This window comes from Streptomyces caatingaensis (genome assembly GCF_001187435.1).
In the GTDB taxonomy this organism is placed as follows: domain Bacteria; phylum Actinomycetota; class Actinomycetes; order Streptomycetales; family Streptomycetaceae; genus Streptomyces; species Streptomyces caatingaensis.
This window is the reverse complement of record NZ_LFXA01000004.1, coordinates 210,433-226,534: the sequence shown is the minus strand read 5'-3', so window position 1 is coordinate 226,534 and position 16,102 is coordinate 210,433. Positions and strand designations below refer to the sequence as shown.

Sequence of the window (16,102 nt, the reverse complement as noted above, 5' to 3'; positions counted from 1 at the left end):
GTGAGGGCGCGCCCGCTTCCCGCGGGCGCGCCCTCATGCGCTTCCGGGCGCCGGTCAGTTGTGGCCGAAGCGCTTCTGTCGGCTCTTCTGCGCGAGGTCGGCCGGGGTCACGCGGTGCGACTGGGCCTCCATGGCCGATTTCTGGGCCTGCTCCTGCCCGCGCTCCGCCGCGCCGGCCTTCTGCTGCTGACTGCGGTCCTGCTTCTTGTTCTTGGCCATGACGGGTCTGCCTCCACTCAAGGTGCCCCCCGGGTGTTCCCCGTTCCACACCCTGGCACGGTCTGAAGAAACGTGCATTTCGGTGCTAATCCAAGGGTGATGGGGGTGCTTCTCGGTCTCACCCCGTATCCGCCACGCCGATGATCCAGTTCGGACTGATAACCCCCGTGCGGTCGGGCAGACTCCTGGGAAAGTCATGGGACATCCGGAGCACCGCCATGCCGGGTGCCGTGCCGGGGGCGACCGCGTATCTGGACAAGCTGGACATACGGAAGAAGGTGCACCGTGGACCGCTGCGTCGTCCTGGTGGACGCCGGGTATCTGCTGGGCGCCGCCGCGAGCCTGCTGGCCGGGGAACCGGCCCGGTCGCGCATCACCGTCGACCACACGACCCTCATCCAGGGTCTGCGCGAGCGCGCCGAGGGCGACACCCAGCGGCCGCTGCTGCGCATCTACTGGTTCGACGGCGCCCCCGACCGGGTGCCCCAGCCCGAGCACCGCAGGCTCCGCGTCATGCCCCGCGTCACCGTCCGGCTCGGCGCCCTCACCCGCGCCGACGGCCGCTGGGCGCAGAAGGGCGTGGACGCGGCGATGCACGCCGAACTCACCGAACTCGCCCGCAACCGGGCCTGCTCCGACATCGTGCTCGTGACCGGCGACGGCGACCTGCTGCCCGGGCTGATGTCCGCCAAGGAGCACGGCGTCGCCGTCCACCTGTGGGCCGTCCAGGCCGCGGACGGCGACTACAACCAGTCCGAGGACCTGGTCGCCGAGGCGGACGAACGGCGGGTCCTCGACCGCACCTGGATCACCCGGGCCGTCCGGGCCCGCGAGCTCACCGGGCCCTGCGCGCCGCCGCCGGCGCCCGAGCCGGAGATCGCGGCCATCCTGTCCGCGCCGCTGCCGGAGACCTCCGGGTCGGAGCGGTCCGCCGCGGCCTCCGCCGCCCCGCCGGAGGCGGGGGAGCCCGCGCGGAACGGGACGCGGCCGTCCTCCGGCGGCGAGCGCTCCGACGGCGCCGGGGCGCGGAACGTGCCCACGCCCAAGGACCTCGCGGTCCTCGGCAAGGGGCCCGGGCCCGGCGGGCCCGCCGCCCCCGTCCCCGCGCCGGCGGTCGGGCACCCCAACGCGACGCTGCGCTGGTCCTCCGACAAGGGGCTCGTCGACCGGGCCTCCGGCAACGGCCTCGGCGAGACGCCGGAGGCCGCGGCGCTGCCGACGCTCGCCCAGCTCACCAGCGCCGAGCAGCGGTGGGCCGACCGCGAGGAGGACATCACCACCGTGGGCGGCGACCCCTTCGAGGTCGGGCAGGTCTTCGCCCGGCGCTGGACGGAGCGGATCACGGACTCCGCGCAGCTCCAGCACCTGTCGACGGAGTATCCGCGGATCCCGCACCGGATCGACGGCGAACTGCTGCGGTACGCGGCGCGGTTCGGGTTGCTCGCGCACAAGGACGACCAGATCGACGAGCGGGACCGGTATGCGATCCGGGCCGGCTTCTGGCGGGAGATCGACGCGCGGACGGCGGCGGAGCACGCGCCGGCGGGCGACTGAACCCCTCCCTCTCCCGCCCCCTCCCAGTGGGGCGGTGGGAGAACGCGGGCGCGACGACAGGGCGTCGACGCGGGCGCGCGCCCGCGTGGCGGGAAACGCGCCGACCCCGCGGCACGGGCGTGCGCCCCCTGCGCGTACCCTCATAGCTCGTGGAGATGGGCGCGGGACAGGAGGAGCGGGGCGGCTCCCCGGGGCGGGCGGACGACGCGGGCGACACCGTGTGCACCGTGCGCGGCCTCGTCAAGACGTACGCCCCCGCCCGCGGCGGCGACCCCGTCCGCGCCAGCGACGGCATCGACCTCGACGTCCGCCGCGCCGAGGTCTTCGGGCTGCTCGGCCCCAACGGCGCCGGCAAGACGACGCTGGTGCGGCAGCTGACCGGACTGCTGCGGCCCGACGCCGGCAGCGTCGACCTGCTCGGCCACGACCTCGTACGCCACCCCGACCGGGCCGCCCGCCTCGTCGGCTACCTCGGCCAGGAGTCCACCGCGCTCGACGAGCTCACCGTGGCCCTCGCCGCCGAGACCACCGGCCGGCTGCGCGGCCTGACCCTGCGCGCCGCCCGCGCCGAACGGGACGCCGTCCTCGACGAGCTGGGGCTCGGCCCGATCGCCGGGCGGCCGCTGAAGAAGCTCTCCGGCGGCCAGCGCCGCCTCGCCTGCTTCGCCACCGCCCTCGTCGGCGAGCGCCCCGTCCTCGTCCTCGACGAGCCGACCACCGGCATGGACCCCGTCGCCCGCCGCGCCGTGTGGGCCGCCGTGGACCGGCGCCGCGCCGAGCGCGGCACGACGGTGCTGCTGGTGACGCACAACGTCATCGAGGCCGAGACGGTCCTCGACCGGGTCGCCGTGCTGGAGAGCGGCCGGATCATCGCCTGCGGCACCCCCGCCGGGCTCAAGGAGCTCGTCGCCGACGAGGTCCGCGTCGAACTCGTCTGGCGCGACGCGCCGCCGCTCGACGTCCCGGAGGTCGCCGCCCTGCGCGGCGCGGCCACCGAGACCGGCCGCCGCTGGTCGCTGCGGCTGGACGCGGCCGGGGCGCGGGCCGCCGTCGCGGCCGTGACCGGCGGGCCTGCCTTCGCCGCGCTCGACGACTTCACCCTCGCCACACCCAGCCTGGAGGACGTCTACCTCGCGCTGGGCGGTCGCGCGGAAGGGCTGGTGAAGGGGTGAGGCACCTGCCCCGAACGGAACAGGAGTGTGCCGCGTGAGTGCTGTATCCGAGGCGGCGCCCGGGAAGGTCCGGGCGCGGGGCGCGGTCCGGGCCCGGCCCCCGCACGACGGGGCCGCGGCCCCGCTCGCGCCGCGCGCCCGGCTGCTGCCCGCGCTCTCGGCCGTCTACCGCGCGCAGCTCTCGCGCGCCCGGGTGGCGCGGATCCCGCTGCTGTTCGTCGCGACCTTCCAGTCCGTCGGGATCATGATCCTGATGCGGGGCGTGGTGGACGGGGGCGACGAGGCGCGGGCCGTGGTGGCCGGGTCCAGCGTGCTCGTGGTCGCCTTCGTCGCGCTGAACCTCCTCGCCCAGTACTTCGGCCAGTTGCGCGCGAGCGGCGGCCTCGACCACTACGCGACGCTGCCCGTGCCGCCCGCGGCCGTCGTGCTCGGCGCGGCGGCGGCCTACGCCTCGTTCACCGTGCCCGGGACGGCCGTCACGGCCGTCGTCGGCAGCCTGCTGTTCAAACTGCCGCTCGCCCACCTGTGGGTGCTGGCCGCGGTGATCCCGCTGTCGGGCGCCGCGCTCTCCGGGCTCGGCGCCGCGCTCGGGCTGCTCGCGCCGCGGCCCGAACTGGCCACGCTCTGCGGCCAGCTGGGCATGTCGGCGGCGCTGCTGCTCGGCGTGCTGCCCGCCGCGCACCTGCCCGAGCCGGTCGTCTGGGCGCGGGACCTGCTGCCCTCGACGTACGGCGTCGAGGCGCTCGCCCGGTCCTTCGACGCGCGGCCCGACTGGCTGCTGACCGCCGCCGACCTGGGCGTGTGCGCCGCCGTCGGCGTGGTCTCGCTGGCCGTGGCGACCTGGGCCTTCCGCCGGGCCGCGGTGCGGTGAGGCCCGGGACGCGCCGCGGTGGGCGCCCCGGGGGCGCGACCTGGCACGATGGCGGGGTGACCGCACCACTGACGCCCTCCCCGCACGACCGGCCCCCGCACCACCCGGAATCCGCCGGGGACGTTCCGCCCGGCGGCCCGGCCACGCTCTCCCGGGCCCTGCGGGCCGAGCTGCCGTCGGCCGCGGTCGTCGCGGCGGTGGTGACGGTGTCCGGGGTGCTGCTGGGGTTCCTGTGGCTGTGGCTGGCGCCCCGGGTGCCGTTGATCTCCGACGGCAAGGCGGTCTTCCTGCGGAGCTCGGAGGGGGAGCAGGCGATCGGCGCGGACGGCACGTTCGCCCTGCTCGGCCTCGGCTTCGGCGCCGTGAGCGCCACCGTCGTCTTCCTGCTGCGGCGCGCGGGCGGCGTCGGTCCCGTCACCGGCCTCGCGGTCGGCGCCCTCCTCGGCTCGCTGGTCGCCTGGCGGCTCGGCATGTGGCTGGGGCCGACGTCGGACGTCGTCGCCCACGCGCGGGCCGTCGGCAAGGGCGTCGTCTTCGACGCGCCCCTGCGGCTGGGGGCGAAGGGGATGCTGCTGGCGTTCCCGCTGGCGGCGATGGCGGTGCATCTGCTCCTGACGGCGCTGTTCGGGCCCCGGGACGAGGTCCCGGGGCCCGGGCCCGAGGCGGGGTCCTCCCGCGAGGGCTAGGCCGGCCTGCGGCCGTGGTTGGCGCGGTTCTTGCGGAGCCTCCATCTGCGCTTGCGGGTGCGTTTGGACATGGGGGTGTCGTAGCGCGGGTGGGGGTGGTTGTCGAGGGGGCGGCATCTCTCCGGGGGTGCGCCTCCTGGGCCTCCTGGGCTGCGCCCCCGCGGGCCCGCAGCCGCGCTTCGCGCGGTTGTCCTGCGGACGGCTGGTGCCCCTGTCCCGCCCTTTCACCGTTTCTGCGCGCTGCCGCGCGGGGCAGTGCGGCTGCGCCGCATTCGTCCTCGAACTCCCCCAGAGGGGGTGCCCCCAGGACGGGCTGAAAATCAGCCCGTCCTGGGCTTGAGGACGAGCGGCGAAGCCGCGATCGGGGGTGCAGGGGGCGCAGCCGCCAACCGCGCGGAGCGGGTTCCGGGGGCCAGGGGGCGGAGCCCCCGGTGGGGTGCGGGGGCGAAGCCCCGCTCCGACCGCGCGGAGCGCGGTTCCGGGGGCGAGGGGCGGAGCCCCTGGGAAACGGTGAAAGGGCGGGGCGGGGAGAGGAAATGTGCTAGGCGCGGCCGATCGGGGCGAGCACCGCTCCCGTCAGCACCGCCAGGTCCCGGGGGGACAGCTCCAGCTCCAGCCCCCGGCGGCCCGCCGAGACGTGGATCGTGGCGTGGGCGAGGGCCGACGCGTCCAGGGCCGTCGGCAAGCGCCTCCGCTGCCCCAGCGGCGAGATGCCGCCACGGACGTAGCCCGTCGCACGCTCCGCCGCCGCCGGGTCCGCCATCGCCGCCCGCTTCCCCCCGACCGCCGCCGCCAGCGCCTTGAGGTCCAGCGAGCCGGCGACGGGGACGACGGCCACCGTCAGGGCGCCGTCCACGTCCGCGACGAGGGTCTTGAAGACGCGCGACGGGTCGACGCCGAGGGCCGCGGCGGCCTCCTCGCCGTACGAGGAGTACGAGGAGGAGGCGGGATCGTGCGCGTAGGCGTGGACGGAGAAGGCGACGCCCGCCTTCTCCAGGGCCTTGACGGCCGGCGTCGCGCCGGACGCGCCGGGCCTGCCGGACTTCTTCGACAAGGGTTCCCCCTCCGGTCAGTTGGGGCTCGTCGGGCGCCGCGTCAGGTCGCCCGCCGGCACCGACGGAAGCTTGGCGATCAACGCCGACTCGGTGCGCAGCACGTCCAGCTCGGCGGCGAGCCGGGAGGCCGTGTCCGGCGCCTCCAGCAGCCGCTGCCGGGCCGGGACGTCGAGCATGGTGGCGGCGGCGACCAGGTAGGAGAGGACGGACGGCTCGTCGGGCAGCTCCGTCCGCCCGGTCAGGGAGCGTTCGCTGGCCCCGGCCAGCCGCTTCTGGTACGCGCGGAAGGCCCGCAGCACGCCGGAGGCGAGCGCCCCGGCGCCCTCGCCGGGCCGCTCCGGCAGGTCCTCGACCTCGCCGGTCAGATAGGGACCGGAGGCGTCGACGGAGAGCAGCCGGAAGCGGGTGGTGCCGGTCGCCAGCACCTCGTAGGTGCCGTCGTCCCGCTCCCGGATGGTCGCGGCCTCCGCCACGCAGCCCACCGTGTGGAACGCCGCGATCGGGTCGGGCCCGAAGCCGGTCGCGGGGCCGGGCTCGGGCGGCGTCCCGGTGGGCAGCCCCGGGGCGCTGGGGGCCACCTCCAGCCCGTCGCGGATGGCCACGACGCCGAAGCGGCGCGGTTCGTCCTCCGGCAGTCCGTCGAGGTGGCGCATCATCGCGCGGTACCGCTGCTCGAAGACGTTCAGGGGCAGGACGAGGCCGGGGAACAGCACCGAGTTGAGCGGGAAGATCGGAAGGCGCGCGGAGGTCACAGCGGTCAAGCCTAACCGCGCGCGCTCCCCGCCCTCACTGCCGTCGCAGCAGCCGCGACGCCCCCGCCGCCACCGTCGTGGCCAGCACCCAGCCGACCAGGATGAGCGCACTGGCCAGCCACTGCCCCGTCCCGCTGGTCCGCCAGGCCGGACCCTGGCCGAGGTCGATCACCGGCAGCAGCAGGTCGAGGGTGTAGAGGGCGGGGTTCCAGCTGGGCCCCTCGTCCGGCTTCACCCGGGGCATCGGGTGCTGGGAGAAGTACGCCGTGCCCAGCGCCCACAGCACGGCCATCCACAGCGCGGCCCGCCCGGGGCGGTAGCCGTAGGCGACGGTCCAGTCCTGGAGGTAGCCCCACGCCTTGCCGGCGAGCGGCAGCGTCTCGCGGCGCCGGCGCTGCTTGGCCAGCAGCACCGCGCGGGCGTCGGTGTCCTCGCCGCCGGCGCGCAGGGACGCGGCCAGGCACTCGTAGGGCTCGGGGGCGTACTCGGGGGTGGCCGCGGCCACCCACTCCAGGCGTCTGGCGAGCGGGAAGCCGCCGAGCGGTATCAGCGTCTCGTACGAGAACCCCGCCATCACCAGCCCGCCGGGCCCCGGCCAGCTCTCCCACCGGTCCACCAGGTTGACCACCTTGGCGCCGGAGAGGACCACCCGGCCGCTCTCCGGCCGTTCCCCGAGGAAGCGCAGCTCGGGCGTCTGGACGCGGCGCAGCGACAGCTCCTGGTCGCCGGTCATCACCAGCCGGGCGCTGCTGAAGTCGACCGCGTCGCCGAACCGGCCGTCGTCCAGCCGCATCCCGCCCTCGCAGGTGAAGCGCCGCATCCGGGTGCCGTGCCCGGGGTGGTGGGGTCCGGGGCGGAGAGCGAGATGCCGTACGGGGGTGTGGTGCCGGCCGGGACGGGGCCGGCGTCGGCGGCGGGCGTCAGGTAGACGGTGCGCTCCACGGTGAGCTGCGGGGCGTTGAGCGCGCGCCGGCCGAAGGGGTTGCTCAGGGTGGAGCCGCGCAGGCTCAGCGAGACCCCTATGGTCGCGCCGCGCATGCTCAACTCGCCGTAGCTGCGGGTGAGTTCGGCCTGGAGGTCCTGGCCGACCGAGAGCCCGTCGGCGGCGATGGCCACCCCGCGCCGGTCGCGCCGCACCACGGCCTGGTTGAGCAGCAGGTCGGTGCCGATCCGCGCGTCGGTCAGCCGGATGCCGCGCCGCACCACGCAGCGCGGCAGGTGCAGGTCGCCCTCGGTGTGCAGCCGGGCGGCCTCCAGCCGGGGAATGGCGCAGCCGACCAGGCGCAGGGTGGTGAAGTGGCTCTCGGGCAGCAGCAGCTGCTGCTCGAAACGGCAGTTCTGCATCTCGACGTAGGGGCGGACGGTGCCCCCGGACAGGTCCAGCAGCCCGGTGATCTGCACGCCGTTGAGCTTGAGGGCGGCCACCCGGCCGGGCAGCGGCGGCGGGCTGTCGAGCAGCAGCAGGGCGACGACCAGGGCGCGGACGCTGCGCTCCGGGCCCCAGGTGTGCGGGCCGTCGGGGTCGTTCCGCTCGGGGCGGTCGGTGCGCAGGTCGTGGGTGGTGCCGGTGCGGAAGGCCCGCCACATGCCCTCCTCGGCGGCGGTGAGGCCGAGCCCGGGGGGCGGTCCGCCGGTGTCCGTCTCGGTCACGGTTCCCTCCCTGGCGGGGTGCTGCGTCTGCCCCGGGGGCGACCCCGGGCCCCCGGCCGGAACCGCGTGTCCGTACGTGCTTGCGTCACGCGGTACGTGTGTACTGGCCCGATTCCCCGTGGGTCACCGCTTGAACACCCAGCGTGCGGTCAACTTTGACGGGCTCCCGTCAAGGTGCCCGAGCGGCGTATCACTGGGTGGTACGGAGAGCCGTGTGATGCGGCGGGTCTGAGACAATTGGTCGCGTGATCTCCCGAATCGATCTGCGCGGCGGCGCCGTCACCGACGGTGTCTTCGACCGCGACCTGCTGCCCCGAGCCGAACTCGACGTCGAGGCCGCCCTGGAGAAGGTGCGGCCCATCTGCGAGGACGTGCATCATCGTGGCACCGCGGCACTGATCGACTACGCGGAGAAGTTCGACGGCGTCACGATCGAGCGGGTGCGCGTCGCGCCCGAGGCGATCGAGCGCGCCCTGGCGGAGCTGGACCCGGCGGTCCGCGCCGCCCTGGAGGAGTCCATCCGCCGCGCCCGCCTCGTCCACCGCGAGCAGCGCCGCACCGACACGACCGTCACCGTCGTCCCCGGCGGCACCGTCACCGAGCGCTGGGTGCCCGTCGAGCGCGTCGGCCTCTACGTCCCCGGCGGCCGCGCCGTCTACCCGTCGTCCGTCGTCATGAACGTGGTGCCCGCGCAGGAGGCGGGCGTCTCCTCGCTGGCCGTCGCCTCCCCGCCGCAGGCCGCCTTCGACGGCCTGCCGCACCCCACGATCCTCGCCGCCTGCGCCCTGCTCGGCGTGGACGAGGTGTACGCGGCCGGCGGCGCCCAGGCGATCGCCATGTTCGCCTACGGCACCGACGAGTGCCGCCCCGCCCAGCTCGTCACCGGCCCGGGCAACATCTGGGTCGCCGCCGCCAAGCGGCTGCTCAAGGGCCGCATCGGCATCGACGCCGAGGCCGGCCCCACCGAGATCGCGATCCTCGCCGACGACACCGCCGACCCCGCGCACGTCGCCGCCGACCTGATCAGCCAGGCCGAGCACGACCCGCTGGCCGCCGCCGTCCTCGTCACCCCGTCGGAGGCCCTGGCCGCCGCCGTCGAGGCCGAGCTGAAGGTCCAGGCCCCGGCCGCCCGGCACGCCGAGGAGCGGATCCTCCCGGCGCTCGCCGGCCGGCAGTCCGCGATCGTCCTCGTCGACGACCTCGACGCCGGCCTGGCCGTCGTCGACGCCTACGCCGCCGAGCACCTGGAGATCCAGACCGCCGACGCCTCCGCCGTCGCCGCCCGGGTCCGCAACGCGGGCGCGGTCTTCGTCGGCCCCTACGCCCCGGTCTCCCTCGGCGACTACTGCGCCGGCTCCAACCACGTCCTGCCCACCGGCGGCTGCGCCTGCCACTCCTCGGGCCTGTCCGTGCAGTCCTTCCTGCGCGGCATCCACGTCGTGGACTACAGCCGCGACGCCCTCGCCGAGGTCACCCGCCACGTCGTGACGCTGGCCGAGGCCGAGGACCTGCCGGCGCACGGAGCGGCCCTCAAGGCGAGGTTCGACTGGAAGGTGCCGCAGAGCAAGTGACGAGGATCGACGACCTTCCCATCCGGGACGAACTGCGCGGCAAGTCCCCTTACGGCGCGCCCCAGTTGGACGTCCCCGTCCGCCTGAACACCAACGAGAACCCGTACCCGCTGCCCGAGGCGCTCGTCGCCCGCATCGCCGAGCGCGTCGCCGAGGTCGCCCGCCACCTCAACCGCTACCCCGACCGGGACGCGACCGAGCTGCGCACCGAGCTGGCCGCGTACCTCACCCGCACCGGCGGTCACGAGGTCACCCGCGCCAACGTCTGGGCCGCCAACGGCTCCAACGAGGTCCTCCAGCAGCTGCTGCAGACCTTCGGCGGCCCCGGCCGCACCGCCCTCGGCTTCGAGCCCTCGTACTCGATGCACGCCCTGATCTCGCGCGGCACCGGCACCGGCTGGATCCCCGGCCCGCGCCGCGACGACTTCACCATCGACGTGGACGCGGCCGTCGCCGCCATCGCCGAGCACCGGCCGGACGTCGTCTTCGTCTGCTCGCCCAACAACCCCACCGGCACCGCCGTCGACGCGGAGACCGTGCTGCGGCTCTACGACGCGGCGCAGGCGGCGGGCCCGTCCATGGTGATCGTGGACGAGGCGTACGGCGAGTTCAGCCACCACCCGTCCCTGCTGCCCCTGCTGGCGGGCCGGCCGCACCTGGTCGTCTCCCGCACCATGTCCAAGGCGTTCGGCGCGGCCGGGCTGCGCCTGGGCTACCTCGCCGCCGACCCGGCGGTGGTGGACGCCGTCCAGCTCGTCCGGCTGCCCTACCACCTCTCGTCCGTCACCCAGGCCACCGCCCTCGCGGCCCTGGAGCACACGGACACGCTGCTCGGCTACGTCGAGCGGCTCAAGGCCGAACGCGACCGCATCGTCACCGAACTGCGCGCCATGGGCTGCGACGTGACCGAGTCCGACGCGAACTTCGTGCAGTTCGGGGTCTTCGAGGACGCCCACGCCGCCTGGCGGGCGATCCTCGACCGGGGCGTCCTGGTGCGCGACAACGGCGTACCGGGCCGGCTGCGGGTCACCGCCGGCACCCGCGAGGAGAACGACGCGTTCCTCGACGCGGTGCGCACCGTCATGAAGGAGAACCGATGAACCACCGCGTGGGTCGCATCGAGCGGACCACCAAGGAGACGTCCGTCCTCGTCGAGATGGACCTCGACGGGACCGGGCAGGTCGATGTGTCGACGGGCGTCGGCTTCTACGACCACATGCTCGACCAGCTCGGCCGGCACGGCCTCTTCGACCTGACGGTCAAGACCGACGGCGACCTGCACATCGACACCCACCACACCATCGAGGACACCGCCCTCGCGCTGGGCGCCGCCTTCAGGCAGGCGCTCGGCGACAAGGTGGGCATCCACCGCTTCGGCAACTGCACGGTCCCGCTGGACGAGTCGCTGGCCCAGGTGACCGTGGACCTCTCCGGTCGCCCCTACCTGGTGCACACCGAGCCCGAGAACATCGCGCCGATGATCGGCACCTACGACACGACGATGACCCGGCACATCCTGGAGTCCTTCGTCGCGCAGGCGCAGATCGCGCTGCACGTCCACGTGCCGTACGGGCGCAACGCGCACCACATCGTGGAGTGCCAGTTCAAGGCCCTGGCCCGGGCGCTGCGGTACGCGTGCGAGCGCGACCCGCGCGCGGCGGGGATCATCCCGTCCACGAAGGGCGCGCTGTGAACGGCCTCTCCACGACGCTGATCGTCGTCGGGCTCTTCCTCGTCGGCGGGATCATCTCCTTCGTCAAGCAGGGCATGCCCAAGAGCGTGATCGTCCTGCTGGGCATCGGTGCCACGATGTGTCTGGCCGCCGGTGTCCTCCGGATCGAAAGCCTGTGGTCATGAGCGGTACGCAGCGCAAGAAGGTCGTCGTCTTCGACTACGGCTTCGGCAACGTCCGGTCCGCCGAGCGGGCCCTCGCCCACGTCGGCGCGGACGTCGAGATCACCGGCGACTACGACAGGGCCATGAACGCCGACGGGCTCCTCGTCCCCGGCGTCGGCGCCTTCGCCGCCTGCATGGAGGGGCTGCGCGCGGCCCGCGGCGACTGGGTCGTCGGCCGGCGGCTGTCCGGCGGGCGGCCCGTGATGGGCATCTGCGTCGGCATGCAGATCCTCTTCGAGCGCGGCATCGAGCACGGCGTCGAGACCGAGGGCCTCGACGAGTGGCCCGGCACGGTCGAGCCGCTCAAGGCCCCCGTCGTCCCGCACATGGGCTGGAACACCGTCACGCCCGCCGAGGGCTCGGAGCTCTTCGCCGGCCTCGACGCGGACACCCGCTACTACTTCGTGCACTCCTACGCTGTCCGCGCGTGGAGCCTCGAGGTCACCAACGCGGCCATCCGCGCCCCCAAGGTCACCTGGGCCGAGCACGGCGAGCCGTTCGTGGCGGCCGTCGAGAACGGGCCGCTGTGGGCCACCCAGTTCCACCCCGAGAAGTCCGGCGACGCCGGATCCCAGCTCCTCACCAACTGGATCGGAACCCTGTGAGCAAGCTAGAACTTCTCCCCGCCGTCGACGTGCGCGACGGGCAGGCCGTACGCCTCGTCCACGGCGAGTCCGGCTCCGAGACCTCCTACGGCGACCCGCTCGCCGCCGCCCGGGCGTGGCAGAGCGCCGGCGCCGAGTGGCTGCACCTGGTCGACCTGGACGCCGCCTTCGGCACCGGCGACAACCGGGAGCGGATCGCCGAGGTCGTCCGCGCCATGGACATCAAGGTCGAACTCTCCGGCGGCATCCGCGACGACGCCTCCCTGGCCGCCGCCCTCGCCACCGGCTGCACCCGCGTCAACCTCGGCACCGCCGCCCTGGAGACCCCCGAGTGGGTCGCCCGCGTCATCGCCGAGCACGGCGACCGGATCGCCGTCGGCCTCGACGTCCGCGGCACCACCCTCCGCGGCCGCGGCTGGACCCGCGACGGCGGCGACCTCTACGAGACGCTCGCCCGCCTCGACGCCGAGGGCTGCGCCCGCTACGTCGTCACCGACATCGCCAAGGACGGCACCCTCCAGGGCCCCAACCTGGAGCTGCTCAAGAACGTCTGCGCCGTCACCGACCGGCCGGTCGTCGCCTCCGGCGGCGTCTCCTCCCTTGACGATCTGCGGGCGATCGCCACTCTGGTACCGGAGGGCGTCGAGGGCGCCATCGTCGGAAAGGCCCTCTACGCCAAGGCGTTCACCTTGGAAGAGGCCCTGGAGGCTGTGTCCCGATGACCACGAACCCCGCCGCCCCGCGCCGCGTGCAGAGCGACAGCTCCTGGGAGGAGACGATCGGCTTCGCACGGGCCGTCGCGGCGGGGGACCGGGTCCTCGTCGCCGGCACGACCCCCGTCGTGCACGGCGTCCTCCAGGGCGAGGGGGACCCGTACGAGCAGACGAAGGCCGCCTTCGGCAACGCGCTGGACGCGCTGAGGCGCTTCGGGCTCGGGCCGGAGGCCGTCGTCCGCACCCGGATGTACATCACGCACGCCCGTGACGTGGACGCGGTCGGCCGGGCCCACAAGGAACTCTTCGACACCGTCCGGCCCGTGGCCACGCTCGTCGTCGTCTCGGGGTTCGCGGACTCGCGCTGGCTGGTCGAAGTAGAAGTGGAAGCATTCAGGGCTTCCGGAGATTTCCGAGGAGAATCCGCGTGACCCTCGCGGTCAGAGTCATCCCCTGCCTGGACGTCGACAACGGCCGGGTCGTCAAGGGCGTCAACTTCCAGAACCTGCGCGACGCGGGCGATCCCGTCGAGATGGCCCGCGTCTACGGGCAGGAGGGCGCCGACGAGCTCACCTTCCTCGACATCACCGCCTCCTCCGGCAACCGCGAGACCACCTACGACGTGGTCCGGCGCACGGCCGAGCAGGTCTTCATCCCGCTGACGGTCGGCGGCGGCGTCCGCACCGCCGACGACGTCGACAGGCTGCTGCGCGCCGGCGCGGACAAGGTCGGCGTCAACACGGCCGCGATCGAACGCCCCGACCTGGTGCGGGAGATCGCGGAGCGCTTCGGGCGGCAGGTGCTCGTCCTCTCCGTGGACGCGCGGCGTACGGTGTCGGGGTCGTTCGAGGTGACGACGCACGGCGGCCGCCGCGGGACGGGGCTCGACGCCGTCGAATGGGCGCACCGCGCGGCGGAGTTGGGGGCGGGGGAGATCCTGCTCAACTCGATGGACGCGGACGGGACGAAGGACGGCTACGACACCGAGATGATCGCGGCGGTGCGGAGGCATGTCACCGTGCCGGTGATTGCTTCCGGCGGGGCCGGGAAGCTCGCCGACTTCGCGCCGGCCGTCGCGGCGGGGGCGGATGCCGTGCTGGCGGCGTCGGTGTTCCACTTCGGGGATTTGCGGATCGGTGAGGTGAAGGCGGCGTTGCGGGGGGCGGGGCACCCGGTGCGGTAGGGATTGCCCCGGCCCCCCCCTTTCACCGTTTCTGCGCGCTGCCGCGCAGGAAACGGTGAAAGGGGGGCCCTCTGAGGGAGGGGCCGGGGCTGCTCAAAGCCCCAGCCGCGCACCCCGCAGCTTCGTCTGCGCCGCCTCCTCGCCCTCCAGGCGGACCTTCGCCGCCCCCTGCCGCCCGGACGCGAAGAGCAGCAGCTCGGCCGGGTCACCGGTGACGGTGACGACGGGAACCCCCCGGTTCCCCACCACCGTCCGCCCGTCCGGCCGCCGCAACACCATCCCCACCGGCGCCTTCCGCCCCAGCATCCGGGCGATCTTCTCCAGGCGGGACCAGAGCGCGTCCGCGAAGACGGGATCGATCTCGCGCGGCGTCCAGTCGGGCTGGGCCCGGCGCACGTCCTCGGTGTGGACGAAGAACTCCACCGTGTTCGCCGCCTCGTCGATCGGCTTGAGGGCGAACGGCGACGTCCGCGGCGGCCCGGTGCGGATGAGCTGGATCAGTTCCTCGTACGGCTTGGCGGCGAACTCGGCCTGCACCCGCTCCAGACGGGCGGCCAGCGGCTTGAACAGGGCGCCCGCGGCCGCGTCCGAGCGGCGCTCGCGCACCACGACATGGGCCGCGAGGTCGCGGGCGGTCCACCCCTGGCAGAGCGTGGGCGCGTCGGGGCCCGAGGTCTCCAACAGGTCGGCGAGGAGCAGGCGTTCGCGCTGTGCGTGGGTCGACATGGCGTCAGCCTACGGTCGCCCGCACCGCCGTGCCACGGCGCCGCGCCCGCCGCCACGGGCGCGGCCCCCGGGTCAGTCCGGCAGCGGAGCGGTCAGCTTCGAGCCGCCCGGCTTGTCGCTGCGGGCGATCCAGCAGGTCACCCGGCGCTCACTGGCCAGCAGATACGTCCGCTCGTTGGGGTAGAGCGCGAAGTAGTAGTACAGCCGGCCGTCGTTGATGGCCCGCAGCCGCCGCTCGGCGTCCGGCTTGCAGAGCCGCTGGGCGTTGTCGCGTATCGCCGACTCGGTGAGCAGCCCGCTGTCCAGCGTCCGGTTGGTTATCGCCTCGCCGTCGTGCGTGCCGTCGCAGGACTTCTTCTCCACCTTGCTGATCGACGGGGTCATCGCCGGGTGGTCGAAGCACTCGCCGGGCTTGATGACGACCATGGGCACCACGACCGGCGAGGACGCCGAGGCCGAGGGCCCCGAGGCAGCCGGCCCCGAGGGCACCGGGATCTTCGGCAGGGGCGGCAGCGTGGGCACGGTCGGCGGCGCGGACGGCTCCGGACCGCTGCTGCCCGACGCGCTCGGCGACGGCGAACCCTTCGCGGACGCGCCGCCCTTGTCGTCCTTGTTGGCCAGCACGAAGCCGCCCACGACCAGGCCGACGACCAGCACCGCGCCCACGACGATCGCGGCGATCCGCGCCCCGCCCCCGGAGGGCGGCGGCGGGGGCGGCGGGCCGGGCATCTGCCCGTACGGACCGCCGGGACCGCCGGGGCCACCCGGCCCACCGGGGACGCCGGGCCCGCCGAAGCCCTGGCCGCCCGGCCCGTACGGCGGCTGCCCGCCCGGCCCGTACGGACCGCCGGCCGGCGGCGGCATCGGGCCCGGCGGCCCGGCCGGCGGCGGCCCGAAGCCCTGCGGGGGGCCGAAGCCGCCACCGGCGCCCGGCGGCTGCGGCGGGTTCGACGGAGGCGGAGGAGGCGGTGAGGTCATGACGGAAGCATGCCGCATCCCTCCGACATCCGTGCGACCGGTACCGGGCCCGCACCGGGTCGGGAGCGAACCGGAACCGGCGGCACAATGAAGGCATGACCGGCAACCCTGTTCCCCCCTCCGCGCTCGACCCCGCCATCGCCGCCCGCCTCAAGCGCGACGCCCACGGCCTGGTGCCCGCCGTGGCCCAGCAGTACGACACCGGCGAGGTGCTGATGGTCGGGTGGATGGACGACGAGGCGCTGCACCGCACCCTCACCACCGGCCGCTGCACCTACTGGAGCCGCAGCCGCCGGGAGTACTGGGTCAAGGGCGACACGTCCGGTCACGTCCAGCACGTCAAATCGGTGGCCCTCGACTGCGACGCGGACACCCTCCTCGTGAAGGTGGACCAGGTGGGCCCCGCCTGCCACACGGGTACGCGTACCTGTTTCGACGCAGGAGAGCTGCCCCTGGGCCAGTAGGCTCCGC

19 protein-coding genes and 1 pseudogene are annotated in these 16,102 nt (G+C 74.5%); 13 read left to right on the top strand and 7 right to left on the bottom strand.

Annotation, left to right across the window (positions count from 1 at the left end; genetic code table 11):
* Nucleotides 1-54 precede the first annotated feature (54 nt).
* Nucleotides 55-219 (bottom strand): hypothetical protein, encoded by a 165-nt coding sequence (locus AC230_RS32945; protein WP_198535474.1) that lies wholly within the window; start codon nt 217-219, stop codon nt 55-57.
* A gap of 285 nt (nt 220-504) precedes the next feature.
* Here AC230_RS32945 and AC230_RS08410 point away from each other — a divergent pair, with 285 nt between their 5' ends.
* The 4 genes from AC230_RS08410 to AC230_RS08395 all read left to right on the top strand — a co-directional run bounded on the left by AC230_RS08410 (nt 505) and on the right by AC230_RS08395 (nt 4,502).
* Nucleotides 505-1,773: an NYN domain-containing protein gene (locus AC230_RS08410; protein WP_049715440.1), complete on the top strand. Its 1,269-nt coding sequence runs from the start codon at nt 505-507 to the stop codon at nt 1,771-1,773.
* 155 nt (nt 1,774-1,928) lie between these two features.
* The gene (locus tag AC230_RS08405) at nt 1,929-2,945 is read left to right on the top strand and encodes an ABC transporter ATP-binding protein (protein ID WP_049715439.1); all 1,017 of its coding nucleotides are present in this window, start codon (nt 1,929-1,931) and stop codon (nt 2,943-2,945) included.
* Nucleotides 2,946-3,087: 142 nt separating this feature from the next.
* Nucleotides 3,088-3,816: an ABC transporter permease gene (locus AC230_RS08400; RefSeq protein ID WP_049715841.1), complete on the top strand. Its 729-nt coding sequence runs from the start codon at nt 3,088-3,090 to the stop codon at nt 3,814-3,816.
* A gap of 56 nt (nt 3,817-3,872) precedes the next feature.
* Nucleotides 3,873-4,502, top strand: coding sequence for a hypothetical protein (locus tag AC230_RS08395; RefSeq protein ID WP_049715438.1), 630 nt, complete (start codon nt 3,873-3,875; stop codon nt 4,500-4,502).
* Here the strand turns inward: AC230_RS08395 and AC230_RS34795 are convergent.
* The 4 genes and pseudogenes from AC230_RS34795 to AC230_RS08380 all read right to left on the bottom strand — a co-directional run bounded on the left by AC230_RS34795 (nt 4,499) and on the right by AC230_RS08380 (nt 7,959).
* The gene (locus tag AC230_RS34795) at nt 4,499-4,573 is read right to left on the bottom strand and encodes a 50S ribosomal protein bL37 (RefSeq protein WP_479683264.1); all 75 of its coding nucleotides are present in this window, start codon (nt 4,571-4,573) and stop codon (nt 4,499-4,501) included. The genes AC230_RS08395 and AC230_RS34795 overlap by 4 nt on opposite strands.
* A gap of 470 nt (nt 4,574-5,043) precedes the next feature.
* On the bottom strand, nt 5,044-5,556 hold the full coding sequence (gene ybaK, locus AC230_RS08390) for a Cys-tRNA(Pro) deacylase (RefSeq protein WP_049715437.1): 513 nt from the start codon (nt 5,554-5,556) through the stop codon (nt 5,044-5,046).
* Nucleotides 5,557-5,571: 15 nt separating this feature from the next.
* The gene (locus tag AC230_RS08385) at nt 5,572-6,309 is read right to left on the bottom strand and encodes an LON peptidase substrate-binding domain-containing protein (RefSeq protein WP_049715436.1); all 738 of its coding nucleotides are present in this window, start codon (nt 6,307-6,309) and stop codon (nt 5,572-5,574) included.
* Nucleotides 6,310-6,343: 34 nt separating this feature from the next.
* A pseudogene (locus AC230_RS08380) lies at nt 6,344-7,959 on the bottom strand (oxidoreductase).
* Nucleotides 7,960-8,204: 245 nt separating this feature from the next.
* Here AC230_RS08380 and hisD point away from each other — a divergent pair.
* The 8 genes from hisD to hisF are packed head-to-tail and all read left to right on the top strand — an operon-like array spanning nt 8,205 to nt 13,927.
* Nucleotides 8,205-9,530 carry a histidinol dehydrogenase gene (gene hisD / locus AC230_RS08375; RefSeq protein ID WP_049715435.1) on the top strand — a complete coding sequence of 442 codons (1,326 nt, stop codon included), beginning with the start codon at nt 8,205-8,207 and terminating at the stop codon, nt 9,528-9,530.
* Nucleotides 9,527-10,630, top strand: coding sequence for a histidinol-phosphate transaminase (locus AC230_RS08370; RefSeq protein WP_049715434.1), 1,104 nt, complete (start codon nt 9,527-9,529; stop codon nt 10,628-10,630). Before hisD ends, AC230_RS08370 begins: the two co-directional genes overlap by 4 nt.
* A complete protein-coding gene (gene hisB / locus AC230_RS08365) occupies nt 10,627-11,223 on the top strand; it encodes an imidazoleglycerol-phosphate dehydratase HisB (protein ID WP_049715433.1) in 597 nt (198 codons plus the stop codon). The genes AC230_RS08370 and hisB overlap by 4 nt, the downstream gene beginning before the upstream one ends.
* Nucleotides 11,220-11,387 (top strand): hypothetical protein, encoded by a 168-nt coding sequence (locus AC230_RS32940; protein WP_049715432.1) that lies wholly within the window; start codon nt 11,220-11,222, stop codon nt 11,385-11,387. The genes hisB and AC230_RS32940 overlap by 4 nt, the downstream gene beginning before the upstream one ends.
* Nucleotides 11,384-12,031, top strand: a complete 648-nt coding sequence (hisH, locus tag AC230_RS08355) for an imidazole glycerol phosphate synthase subunit HisH (protein ID WP_049715840.1) — start codon at nt 11,384-11,386, stop codon at nt 12,029-12,031. The genes AC230_RS32940 and hisH overlap by 4 nt, the downstream gene beginning before the upstream one ends.
* Nucleotides 12,028-12,753 carry a bifunctional 1-(5-phosphoribosyl)-5-((5-phosphoribosylamino)methylideneamino)imidazole-4-carboxamide isomerase/phosphoribosylanthranilate isomerase PriA gene (priA, locus tag AC230_RS08350; RefSeq protein WP_049715431.1) on the top strand — a complete coding sequence of 242 codons (726 nt, stop codon included), beginning with the start codon at nt 12,028-12,030 and terminating at the stop codon, nt 12,751-12,753. Before hisH ends, priA begins: the two co-directional genes overlap by 4 nt.
* Nucleotides 12,750-13,175: a RidA family protein gene (locus tag AC230_RS08345; protein ID WP_049715430.1), complete on the top strand. Its 426-nt coding sequence runs from the start codon at nt 12,750-12,752 to the stop codon at nt 13,173-13,175. The genes priA and AC230_RS08345 overlap by 4 nt, the downstream gene beginning before the upstream one ends.
* A complete protein-coding gene (hisF, locus tag AC230_RS08340; RefSeq protein WP_049715429.1) occupies nt 13,172-13,927 on the top strand; it encodes an imidazole glycerol phosphate synthase subunit HisF in 756 nt (251 codons plus the stop codon). Before AC230_RS08345 ends, hisF begins: the two co-directional genes overlap by 4 nt.
* A 93-nt stretch (nt 13,928-14,020) precedes the next feature.
* Here hisF and AC230_RS08335 read toward each other — a convergent pair whose 3' ends face one another.
* Together AC230_RS08335 and AC230_RS32460 are read right to left on the bottom strand one after the other, a co-directional pair.
* Entirely contained in the window at nt 14,021-14,653 is a 633-nt protein-coding gene (locus tag AC230_RS08335; RefSeq protein WP_049715428.1) for a TIGR03085 family metal-binding protein, read from the bottom strand.
* A gap of 72 nt (nt 14,654-14,725) precedes the next feature.
* A complete protein-coding gene (locus AC230_RS32460) occupies nt 14,726-15,631 on the bottom strand; it encodes a hypothetical protein (protein WP_157868538.1) in 906 nt (301 codons plus the stop codon).
* Nucleotides 15,632-15,726: 95 nt separating this feature from the next.
* Between AC230_RS32460 and hisI the strand changes: the two genes are divergently transcribed.
* Nucleotides 15,727-16,095: a phosphoribosyl-AMP cyclohydrolase gene (gene hisI, locus AC230_RS08325; RefSeq protein WP_049715427.1), complete on the top strand. Its 369-nt coding sequence runs from the start codon at nt 15,727-15,729 to the stop codon at nt 16,093-16,095.
* The last annotated feature ends 7 nt before the right edge of the window (nt 16,096-16,102 follow it).